Origin of the sequence: uncultured Microbulbifer sp. (assembly GCF_913055755.1) — a bacterium.
Taxonomy (GTDB): domain Bacteria; phylum Pseudomonadota; class Gammaproteobacteria; order Pseudomonadales; family Cellvibrionaceae; genus Microbulbifer.
In genome coordinates this window covers 1-10,780 of sequence record NZ_CAJXKH010000114.1, presented here as the reverse complement: position 1 = coordinate 10,780, position 10,780 = coordinate 1, and the positions used below count along the sequence as shown (strand labels likewise).

Genomic DNA, 10,780 nt, shown 5'->3' with positions numbered 1-10,780 from the left:
GCGTCGGATGCGTTGGAAACCAGCTCGCGCAGGAAAATCTCCTTGTTGGAGTACAGCGAGTGGATCATCAGGTGCAGTAACTGCTTGGCCTCTGTCTGGAAACCGTGGCTTTCTTTATGCGCCTCAACAGTCATGGATCAGTTCTCCCCTACGTATAACATCAGTCAGTCTGCCAATATTGGGACGGCGGACGTCATTTCAAGCTCGAGAGAGTGAACAGAACGGGAGATTTGGTCGCGTTGCTGCTGGCGAGCGCGGGGCGCGGGCCCGTCGGGAGTGCGACGGGCCCTGAAGAATGGTGCGAGCGGTTACTTCCTGGCCGCCGCCATGGCAGCCATCAGCTTGCCGTGACCGGTGATATCGGCGATGAAATTGGCGGTCAGGTCGGAGATGACCCGGGATTCGGCATTCATCAGAATGACAATGCCCACCTTGCGCTGTTCCGAATAGGCCACTGCAGCGCGGAAGCCCGCCACCCAGCCGCCGTGGAAGATCACCCGGTCATCCCCCACGGTGTACAGGCGCCAACCGAGACCGTACCCGGCGTGGTCAATGTAGTCGCGCCAGATGCGATGGCGCATATGGCGCTGGGTTTCCACCCGCTCGGTGGTGATGTCGCTGATCACATCGGGGGGCAGCACATCCGGGTAGAACCCCATCTGCGCCTTCAGCCACTGGGCCATGTCGCTGATGCTGGCATTGACCCCGGCGGCCGGTGCCGCCAGATAGTATTCCTTCTCCACCTTCACGGGACGCCAGCCGCGGCCGGTCTGCACGTGGGGCGCGGCGCGGTTGCTCGCCGCCATAAAGCTCTCCCAGCCCAGGGAGGCGTCCTCCATCTTCAGGGGAGTAAAGAAGCGCTCCTTGAGCTGGCGACTGTAGGGCACCCCGGTCGCCTTCTGGATCACGTCCTCGATCAGGCTGAACAGCACATTCTGGTAGCCGTAACACTTGCCCGGCTTGCAGTGGGGGTCAATGGTGGAAAACATCGGCAGGATCTTGGACATCGGCCGGTTGTCTTCCAGGTAATTGTCGTAGGCATTGGGGGTCAGCCCGGAGGAGTGACTCAGCAGGTGCTGGACCTGCAGCTGCATGGAGAGCGCGGGCGTCTTGAAACTGAGCTGCGGCACATAGCGCACCACCTTGTCGCCCCAGTTGAATTTTTTCTCGTGCTCGAGCACTGCCGCCATGCTGGCAGCGAAGGTCTTGGATACCGAGGCCAGGCGGAATACGGTGTGGAGGGTAACCGGCTCCTTTTTGCCTTTCACCCGCACGCCGTAGGTATCCATGGCCACAATCTTGTCGTGATCGACTATGACGTACGCCGCCCCGGGGATCCCCTGCTTCTTGATCAGGTACTTGAAATAACGGGCAAATTCGTCGGCACTGGCATCCACACTCTTGGCCACCGACTTGCTCCCTTCCCGCGCACTTTTGTCGGCGCGACCGGAGTCCGCTGTGGCCACACAGGTGCCCAGCGACAACAGCATAACCGCCGCGCATACCAGTGCCCTGGCGGTCGCCTGCGCCATGTTCGGAGCAGCAACGCGCAGCGCGCGCGCAGCGGAAGGGTAGACTTGAATGACCTTGATGATGCCCATGTGCCGTACTGCAAACTGCAAAACTGCCGCGGCAGCGTTCATTGAAACCTGTACTAAGACTAGCAGCCCGGGGAAAGATTCATTGCTCCAGGCACATATCCCCCGCCGCGGCGGCATTGTAATAAAACTGGAACAGTTGCGCACTTCACCCCTGACCCAGCACACAATTTTCCACCCTTCCCCGGCTTTCGGGCACAAAAAAACCGCCTTGCGGCGGTTTCGGCGATCGGCCATCCTCGCTAACGAGGGTGGCCGCAGGCGCAACAAACTTACAGCTTGTCGGCGTTTTCGCTCAGGTAAGAGGCAACACCTTCCGGAGAAGCGCTCATGCCCTTGTCACCTTCCTGCCAGCCAGCCGGGCAGACTTCGCCGTGCTCCTGGTGGAATGCCAGCGCGTCGACCATGCGCAGCATTTCGTCAACGTTGCGGCCCAGCGGCAGATCGTTGACTACCTGGTGACGAACAACACCTTCTTCGTCGATCAGGAAGGAGCCACGGAAAGCAACACCACCTTCAGACTCAACGTCGTAGGCCTGGCAGATTTCGTGCTTGGTGTCGGCAACCAGGGTGTACTTGACCGCGCCGATGCCACCGTCGTTGACCGCGGTGTTACGCCATGCGTTGTGGGAGAACTGGGAATCGATGGAAACACCGATAACCTCAACGCCACGCTTCTGGAATTCTTCAAAGCGGTGGTCGAAAGCGATCAGCTCAGACGGACATACAAAGGTGAAGTCCAGCGGGTAGAAGAAGATTACCGCCTTCTTGCCCTTGATGGTTTCAGCCAGGTTGTAGGAATCAACGATTTCGCCGCTGCCCAGAACAGCCGCCGCAGTGAAGTCCGGAGCGGGCTTGCCTACCAATACAGCCATGAAAACCTCCTCAATGAGATAGTGATTTGCTGTGAGAGTTGAACCGATTAATTTATAACCAACGGCTATAAATCGAGAAATGATCGATAGTGGCCGGCTATGATACACAGGGCCTCAAGTCAGTCCCATTAAATTTTTATATAACGGCGATAGAATCCACGCGGATACAAAGCCGTCGACATTTTGCCTCGCGTCCGCTCCAGATCCCCCGTGATCACTTCTCCCGGGGCGACTCCCCCCAATTACAAAAACTCTTCGGTCAGCCCGAACGCTACCGGTCACAACCTCACCGGCTAGAATAAATATCGAACAACGAAAGAATGTTATTGACACTCGTTCTCATTAACAATAAGATCCACCCCGGAACTGAGAGAAGATTGATTTAGCGCCAGGATTTTCACGATGTACGTATGTATCTGCAAAGGCATTACCGACAGCCAGATTAAGGAAGCCGTTTACGACGGCTCCACTTCGGTGAAAGCCCTGCGCCGCCACCTGGGCGTATCCTCGCAGTGCGGTCGCTGTGCCGAGCTGACCCAGGAAATCATTGACGAGACCATGTCCGCCGGCGTCATGACGACCGCCAACAGCGCGCTCTTCTACTCCGCGAGCTGATCCGGGCTGACTTCCAGTGGGCGCCCATCCCCGGGCTGCCCACAATCCCACTCCCTTTTTCTTCCCTTTTCCTCCCCCCTTCTTACTGACCTATCTTTAATGACAGTGCGCTAACGCCCTGCCCGTACAGATCAATACCCTCGCGGCGGGCAATGCCAACACCCAGGGCCGGGGATATTCGATGAAACAGCAGTTGCTGCATCTGACAGACCGCCTGCGGGCCAGCTTCTGGCTGATTCCCGCACTGATGATGGCGGCCGCCATTCTGCTGGCGCAGGGACTGCTGGCCCTGGACCACAACCTGAATTTCAACCACTTGCCCGGCCTGCGCTGGCTGGCGCTGCGCGACCACGACAGTGCCCGCGCACTGCTTTCCACCATCGCCGGCAGCACCATTACCGTAGCCGGTACCGTGTTTTCCATTACCACCGTGGCCCTGACACTCGCCGCCAACCAGTTCGGACCGCACCTGGTGCGCAACTTTATCCGCGACCGCGGCACCCAGGTCTCCCTCGGAATTTTCCTCGCCACCTTTGTGTACGCCCTGATGGTGATGCGCGGTGTGGAGAACGGCAGCACTCCAGACGGCAACCCGGGCAGGGACCAGAGCCTGGCGGTCAGCATGGCAGTGTTGCTTGTCCTCTGCTGCATGGCCTACCTGGTGTATTTCATCCACAACGTGGCGCAGTCCATCCAGGTGGACAACGTCACCTTTTCCATCAACCGGCAGTTCCGCCGCGCCCTCGAGCATCTTTACCCCACCGAAGAGAGCCGCGACCCGCACAATTGCCGTACCGATTTGCGCGAACTGAAGCTTGGCGACGACTGCCTCAGGGTCCAGACAGACTGCGGCGGCTATGTGCAACTGATTGATCGCCAGAAGCTACAGCGCTGGGCCACGGAAAATGACTGCTGCATTCAGCTGGAGTGCCACCCGGGCACCTTCCTCAATCACTGGAGCTGCATGGCGCGGGTGTTTGACCCACCCCGGGATATCGACTCGGAAGAAATCGCCGGCGCAATTCGCGGCGCCGTCACCGTTGGCCCGCAACCCACCGCAGAACAGGACATCGTGTTCTCCATTCGCCAGCTGGCGCAGATCGCGGTGCGGGCGCTGTCTCCTGGCGTCAACGACCCCTATACCGCCTACTCCTGTATCGACCGTCTGATCGACGGCATCGGCGTGGTTTTGCAGCGCCCACCGCTGCCCAACTGTTTCCACGACAGCGAGCAAAAACTGAGACTGGTCACCCGCGAGCTGGATTTTGCCGATGTACTGGCCGCCGCGCTGGATGAAATACGCGAGTACGGCAGCCAGAGCGCGGTGGTGATGCGACACCTGTTGGGCGCGCTGATCGAACTCGCCGACATCTGCAACCGCAAAGAGGACAGGCGCGCCCTCCTGCACAGCCTCGAGCGGCTGACAGAGGTCAGTGAAAACCTGGTGGAAGACAAATTCGACGTCGTCACGATACAGAGAAAAATTACCCGCGCGCGCAACCGCCTCAACTGATCGAAAACAATTGCCGCCAAGTTGCCCGGCGCTATCCAATTCCCCCAACCAATCCTCCCAACCAACCCACCCCAGCAACCTAAAAAGCAATTGTTCTCATTGGATTTTTCGGCCTTTTTCCCGTTAATTTTCGTGCTTTTTGCCCCCACGATCCCCGAAAATCCGCCCTTGACTTGCGAATTCCGCCGCCGCAAACTCACTCCGCCAGCCCGCAGTAACCCTACACTCAGGGGTAATCATGGGACGTCTGAAATTCGCGAGGATTTATTCGAGACGCCCGGCGCGCAACACCGGAATCCAGAAACGAATAAAAAGTCCTTACCGGACGAAAGGAGCTATCAAATGAAAGGCGATCCCAAAGTCATCGAACACCTGAACAAGGCGCTGGGCAATGAACTGATTGCCATCAACCAGTACTTCCTGCACTCGCGCATGTTCAAGGACTGGGGCCTGAAAGAACTCGCGGACAAGGAATACCACGAGTCCATCGACGAAATGAAACACGCCGATTGGCTGATCGAGCGCATTCTGTTTCTGGAAGGTATTCCCAACCTGCAGCACCTGGGCAAACTGCTGATCGGTGAAAACACCGAAGAGATGCTGAAGTGCGACCTCAAGCTGGAACAGAAAGCCATCCCCGACCTGCGCGACGGCATCGCCTACTGCGAATCCGTGCGCGATTACGGCAGCCGCGAACTGCTGGAAAAGATCCTCGAGTCCGAAGAGGAACACGTGGACTGGCTGGAAACCCAGCTGGGCCTGATCGACAAGGTGGGTATCCAGAATTACCTGCAATCGCAGATGGAGTCTGCCTCCGAGTAATTCCTCCAAGGGAATTGACCGGCCATAAAAAACCGCGGCACTGCCGCGGTTTTTTATGGGGGCGATAACGAGTGTTACTCGCCCTGCTCGGCGCCCTTGGCGGTTTCCTCAACCAGGGTCTTCAGTTCCCCGCTCTCATACATTTCCATGATGATGTCGCAGCCGCCGATCAGCTCCTGCTTTACCCACAGCTGGGGAAAGGTTGGCCAGTTGGCGTACTTGGGCAGCTCCGCGCGGATGTCCGGGTTAGCCAGGATGTCCACATAGGCAAAGCGCTGTCCACAGGCCATCAGCGCCTGGGATGCGCGCATGGAAAAGCCGCACTGGGGGGCGTTGGGGCTGCCTTTCATATAGAGCAGGATGTCGTTATCAGCGATCTGCTGCTTAATATTCTCCAGAGTATCCATAACGGAAGCTAACCTCGGGTTGGGAAATTTACGGAACCGGGGCTGGCCCGGCGCCGATCAGTCAAAGAATGCGCGCATTGTACCCGATTCCACAGCACACGCACGCCCCGCTGGTACCGGCGCCACGCTGTGCTAGTATTGCCGGCTTCCCGGGGAAATTGCGGTTCGGCGCCGCCTCAGGCGTGTTTTCTGCGGTTTCCCCATTTCATTGGCCTACTTATATATAGAGGAGATATCACAGTGGCCACTCCCGCACTGATGCAGAATTACGGCAACAGAACCCTTACCCTGGTCCGGGGTGAAGGCAACTACGTGTGGGACGATGCCGGCCGACGATATCTCGACGCCATTTCCGGGATCGCCGTGTGCGGTCTCGGCCACTGTCACCCGGCGGTCACCGAAGCCCTGCAGGATCAGGCCAGCACCCTGTTGCACGTGTCCAACCTGTACAACATCCCCGCCCAGGAACAACTGGCGGAAAAACTGGTGGGACTGTCCGGCATGGACAATGTGTTCTTTTCCAATTCCGGGGCCGAGGCCAACGAGGCGGCGATCAAGCTGGCCCGCCGCCTGGGCAACGAGCGCGGTTACGCCTGCCCGAAAATTATTGTGACCGAAGGTGCGTTCCACGGTCGCACCCTGGCCACCCTCACCGCCACCGGCAACCCCAAGGTGCAACAGGGGTTTGCACCGCTGCCGGAGGGTTTCCTGCGGGTGCCCTACAACGACGTGGCAGCGATCGAAAAACTGATTGCGGAGCACGACGAGATCGTCGCCGTGCTGGTAGAGCCGGTGCAGGGGGAAGGCGGAATCCGCGTCCCCGACGCCGACTACCTGCCGCGACTGCGCGCGCTGTGTGACCAGCAGGACTGGCTGCTGATGCTGGACGAGATCCAGACCGCCAACGGCCGCAGCGGCAAGCTGTTCGCCTACCAGCACTGTGACGGCCTGCTGCCGGATGTGGTCACCACCGCCAAGGGGCTCGGCAACGGCGTACCCATCGGCGCCTGCCTGGCCCGCGGCAAGGCAGCGGAACTGTTTACCGCCGGCAGCCACGGTTCTACCTTCGGCGGTAACCCCCTGGCCTGCCGCGCCGGCCTCGCGGTACTGAATACCCTGGAAAGTGAGTGGCTGGTGGAGCGCGCCCAGAAGCTCGGCCAGCAACTGCTCGACCAGCTGAACCGCGAACTGGCGGGCTGCCCCCACGTGCTGGAAATCCGCGGCCTCGGCCTGCTGATCGGCATCGAACTGGATCGCCCCTGTGGCGAACTGGTTGACCAGGCCCGCGCCCAGGGCATGCTGATCAATGTCACCGCCGGCAACGTGGTGCGCCTGCTGCCGCCGCTGACCCTGAGCGATGCTGAATGCAGCCAGATCGCCGCCACCGTCGCCACCCTGGTACGCGACTTCGCTCAACAGGCCGCCTGATTTACGGAGGATTTACCCATGGCAGTCAGACATTTTCTCTCTCTCCTCGACCTGAGCCGGGAAGAGCTGCGCGGCATCATCGAGCGCGCCATTGAACTCAAGGCCCTGCGCAAGCAGGGCATCACCACCGAACCGTTCCGCAACAAAGTGCTGGGGATGATCTTCGAGAAGTCCTCCACCCGCACCCGGGTATCCTTCGAGGCGGGTATGGCGCAGATGGGCGGCAGCGCCCTGTTCCTGTCCCCGCGCGACACCCAGCTGGGCCGCGGCGAACCCATCGAAGACAGCGCGCGAGTCATCTCGCGCATGGTGGACATGGTGATGATCCGCACCTTCGGCCACAACGTGCTGGAGCGCTTTGCCGAGTACAGCCAGGTGCCGGTGATCAACGCCCTGTCCGACAGCTACCACCCCTGCCAGCTGCTGGCGGACCTGCAGACTTACGTGGAGCACCGCGGTAGCCCGGAAGGCAAAGTGGTGGCCTGGGTGGGCGACGGCAACAACATGTGCCACTCCTATATCAACGCCGCGCTGCAGTACGACTTCGAACTGCGCATCGCCTGCCCGGAGGGCTATGACCCGGATGAAGCCATCCTCGCCAGGGCCAAGGACCGCGTGCAAGTCGTGCGCAAGCCGGTGGATGCGGTACGCGGTGCAGACTGGGTGGCCACCGATGTGTGGGCTTCCATGGGCCAGGAGACGGAACAGCAGATCCGCCTGAAAGCGTTTGCAGGCTTCCTGGTGGACCACGAGCTGATGAGTCACGCCAATGGCGACGCCGTGTTCATGCACTGCCTGCCCGCCCACCGCGGCGAGGAAGTCAGTGGCGAGCTGCTGGAAGACGGGAAAATTTCCGTGGTGTGGGACGAAGCGGAAAACCGCCTGCACGCCCAGAAAGCACTGTTGGAATTCCTGCAGGAAAACAGCAACTGATCAGAATTCCATCAATTGAAGGCGCCGGTGAAAAACCGGCGCTTTTTTTTTGGTGCACCCCAGGCAAAAAACCCGGTGTCTTGTCCACAGGATGACGCTCTTTTCCACACCCGGTCCAAACCCCGTGTCGCGTATTTTTTCGGCGCCTATTTCGACCACCCGGTGCCCGATTGATCAGCCAATAATCAGCCTCAAATCGTTATTGCCGCGCTTAATTTGAGACTTCGTTACTATTAAAAAAAATTCTTAAAATCCCCGCTCCCGCAAAACCGCTGATCACTTTTCATACCCGCCCAGTAACCACGGGCGCTGGCGAGCGGAATAAAACCGCGTCGCACCGCCTACCCACAATTTATCCACAAGTAACCCAAAAGTTTTCCGCCTTGAATTAGCCCCCCAACCGCATTATCTTGTTGGTCATTCGGAAGCGGACCCCAATATATTGGGTTTGGCGGCCCCGGCACCCCCAAGACCTTCCAGGGCAGGGGCCGACAGGCGGCCAAAATTGACCACAACATATTGTGTCCGTGTCCAGTCGCACCAACAACGACCGCCCGCCATCGGGCAGGGTTTTCGGTGACCAAGCCGCGCAATGCACAGCCTGTTCCGGCACACATGCACGCGGCGCCCGGATTGTCGGGCCACCGGAGCGACAGATTCGGCCAGACGGATCAAACGCAATTTCAAGCTGTACCCCATAAGTGTTACCCGAGCGAAGCCCAGGCTTCGCCATCGTCACTTGTGTCTGCGGCTCGACAAAAAGTTTTCAGGCCACAAGCCTGTTGAAAGACCAAAGTAAAAAACCAAAGCAAAGCCCCACTCGAGTCGCGCTCGACAAGGCACACAAAACTACGGAGAAATACATGCACACAGAGACAGGGCGCTCTCAGTCTGTAGCAGACGGCACTAGCAAGGATGCGGTAACCGACCAGGCCAGCAGCAATACCACCCTGGCTGCCACGGCCCCCGGCCAGGTACGCGTTATCAAGCGTAATGGCACTGTCGTACCTTACGACGACAGCAAAATCTCCGTAGCCGTAACCAAGGCGTTCCTCGCCGTCGAAGGCGGCACCGCCGCCGCTTCCAGCCGCATCCACGAGCGCGTGGCCGACCTGGTGTCGCACATCAGCGCCACCTTCAAGCGCCGCATGCCCTCCGGCGGCACCATCCACATCGAGGAAATCCAGGACCAGGTAGAACTGGAACTGATGCGCGCCGGCGAACACAAGATCGCCCGCGACTACGTGCTCTACCGCGAAGAGCACGCCCGCCTGCGCGCGGAAAAAGGCAAGCAGCAGGAGCCAGTTGCCGAACAGCCCGCCGACACCCACCCCAGCATCCGCGTAAAAATGGAAGACGGCTCACTGGTACCGCTGGACATGGAGCGCCTGCGCACCATCGTGCGCGAAGCCTGTGAAGGCCTCACCGATGTGGACGGCGCCCTGATCCTGAACGAAGCGCTGAAAAACCTGTACGACGGCGTTTCCGAAACCGACATCAACACCGCGCTGGTCATTACCGCGCGCACTCTGGTGGAACAGGAACCCAACTACACCTACGCCACCGCCTTCCTGCTGCTGGACAAGCTGCGCAGTGAAGCCCTGCGTTTCCTGGGTGTGGCCGAGTCCGCCACCCAGAAAGAAATGGAAACCCTGTACAAGCCGGCACTGGCCGCGTACGTGGAAAAAGGTATCGAGCTGGAACTGCTCGACCCGGCACTGGCCAGCTTCGACCTGGAAAAACTGGGTGATGCGATCAAGCCCGAGTGCGATCACCAGTTCACCTACCTCGGCCTGCAGACCCTGTACGACCGCTACTTCCTGCACTCCGACGAAATCCGTTTCGAACTGCCGCAACTGTTCTTCATGCGTGTGTCCATGGGCCTCGCCATCAACGAAGAAAAGCCGAACGAACGCGCGATCGAGTTCTACGAACTGCTGAGCTCCTTCGACTACATGAGCTCCACGCCGACCCTGTTCAACGCCGGCACCCTGCGCCCGCAGCTGTCCTCCTGCTACCTGACCACCGTGCCGGACGACCTGCACGGCATCTACGGTGCCATCCAGGACAACGCCATGCTGTCCAAGTGGGCCGGCGGCCTGGGTAACGACTGGACTCCCGTACGCAGCCTCGGTTCCTACATCAAGGGCACCAACGGCAAATCCCAGGGTGTTGTGCCCTTCCTGAAAGTGGCCAACGACACCGCGGTGGCAGTGAACCAGGGCGGCAAGCGCAAGGGCGCGGTATGTGCGTACCTGGAAACCTGGCACCTGGACATCGAGGAATTCCTCGAGCTGCGCAAGAACACCGGTGACGACCGTCGCCGTACCCACGACATGAACACCGCCAACTGGGTGCCGGACCTGTTCATGAAGCGTGTATTCGAAGATAAAGAGTGGACCCTGTTCTCTCCGGCAGACTGCCCGGACCTGCACGACCTGTTCGGCGATGCGTTTGAAGAGCGCTTCACCCACTACGAAAAACTGGCCGCCGAAGGCAAACTGAAACTGCACAAGAAAGTGCGCGCGGTGGACCTGTGGCGCAAGATGCTGGGCATGCTGTTTGAAACCGGCCACCCCTGGATCACCT

General features: G+C 59.5%; 9 protein-coding genes. 6 read left to right on the top strand and 3 right to left on the bottom strand.

The genetic code is table 11. The features are described from left to right. Positions 1–308 precede the first annotated feature (308 nt). Both QZ511_RS15020 and QZ511_RS15015 read right to left on the bottom strand, forming a co-directional pair. Positions 309–1,643 (bottom strand): serine hydrolase, encoded by a 1,335-nt coding sequence (locus QZ511_RS15020; RefSeq protein ID WP_295803556.1) that lies wholly within the window; start codon positions 1,641–1,643, stop codon positions 309–311. Between the two features lie 227 nt (positions 1,644–1,870). After that, positions 1,871–2,473, bottom strand: a complete 603-nt coding sequence (locus tag QZ511_RS15015; RefSeq protein WP_295803554.1) for a peroxiredoxin C — start codon at positions 2,471–2,473, stop codon at positions 1,871–1,873. A 402-nt stretch (positions 2,474–2,875) separates the two neighbouring features. On the opposite strand from QZ511_RS15015, the gene QZ511_RS15010 reads away from it, so the two are divergent. From QZ511_RS15010 to bfr, 3 genes are all read left to right on the top strand, one after another. Next, complete coding sequence (locus QZ511_RS15010; RefSeq protein WP_295803552.1) at positions 2,876–3,088, top strand: bacterioferritin-associated ferredoxin; 213 nt, start codon at positions 2,876–2,878, stop codon at positions 3,086–3,088. Positions 3,089–3,269: 181 nt separating this feature from the next. Next, positions 3,270–4,601, top strand: a complete 1,332-nt coding sequence (locus QZ511_RS15005; protein WP_295803550.1) for a DUF2254 domain-containing protein — start codon at positions 3,270–3,272, stop codon at positions 4,599–4,601. Positions 4,602–4,943: 342 nt separating this feature from the next. Further along, positions 4,944–5,423, top strand: coding sequence for a bacterioferritin (gene bfr / locus QZ511_RS15000; RefSeq protein WP_295803548.1), 480 nt, complete (start codon positions 4,944–4,946; stop codon positions 5,421–5,423). 74 nt (positions 5,424–5,497) lie between these two features. On the opposite strand, the gene grxD is transcribed toward bfr, so the two are convergent. Next, the gene (gene grxD, locus QZ511_RS14995) at positions 5,498–5,830 is read right to left on the bottom strand and encodes a Grx4 family monothiol glutaredoxin (protein WP_295803546.1); all 333 of its coding nucleotides are present in this window, start codon (positions 5,828–5,830) and stop codon (positions 5,498–5,500) included. A 240-nt stretch (positions 5,831–6,070) separates the two neighbouring features. Between grxD and QZ511_RS14990 the strand changes: the two genes are divergently transcribed. The 3 genes from QZ511_RS14990 to QZ511_RS14980 all read left to right on the top strand — a co-directional run. Then, positions 6,071–7,258, top strand: a complete 1,188-nt coding sequence (locus tag QZ511_RS14990) for an acetylornithine transaminase (RefSeq protein ID WP_295803544.1) — start codon at positions 6,071–6,073, stop codon at positions 7,256–7,258. 18 nt (positions 7,259–7,276) lie between these two features. Beyond that, positions 7,277–8,191: an ornithine carbamoyltransferase gene (gene argF / locus QZ511_RS14985; protein WP_295803542.1), complete on the top strand. Its 915-nt coding sequence runs from the start codon at positions 7,277–7,279 to the stop codon at positions 8,189–8,191. Positions 8,192–9,054: 863 nt separating this feature from the next. Next, positions 9,055–10,780 (top strand): ATP cone domain-containing protein (locus QZ511_RS14980; protein WP_295803540.1); only part of this gene is annotated, 1,726 nt, incomplete at its 3' end.

What these genes read in the sequence shown, in the direction of transcription:
- QZ511_RS15015 (WP_295803554.1), bottom strand. Translation starts at nt 2,473, where the DNA reads ATGGCTGTATTGGTAGGCAAGCCCGCTCCGGACTTCACTGCGGCGGCT.
- bfr (WP_295803548.1), top strand. Translation starts at nt 4,944, where the DNA reads ATGAAAGGCGATCCCAAAGTCATCGAACACCTGAACAAGGCGCTGGGC.
- QZ511_RS15020 (WP_295803556.1), bottom strand. Translation starts at nt 1,643, where the DNA reads ATGAACGCTGCCGCGGCAGTTTTGCAGTTTGCAGTACGGCACATGGGC.
- grxD (WP_295803546.1), bottom strand. Translation starts at nt 5,830, where the DNA reads ATGGATACTCTGGAGAATATTAAGCAGCAGATCGCTGATAACGACATC.
- QZ511_RS15010 (WP_295803552.1), top strand. Translation starts at nt 2,876, where the DNA reads ATGTACGTATGTATCTGCAAAGGCATTACCGACAGCCAGATTAAGGAA.
- QZ511_RS15005 (WP_295803550.1), top strand. Translation starts at nt 3,270, where the DNA reads ATGAAACAGCAGTTGCTGCATCTGACAGACCGCCTGCGGGCCAGCTTC.
- argF (WP_295803542.1), top strand. Translation starts at nt 7,277, where the DNA reads ATGGCAGTCAGACATTTTCTCTCTCTCCTCGACCTGAGCCGGGAAGAG.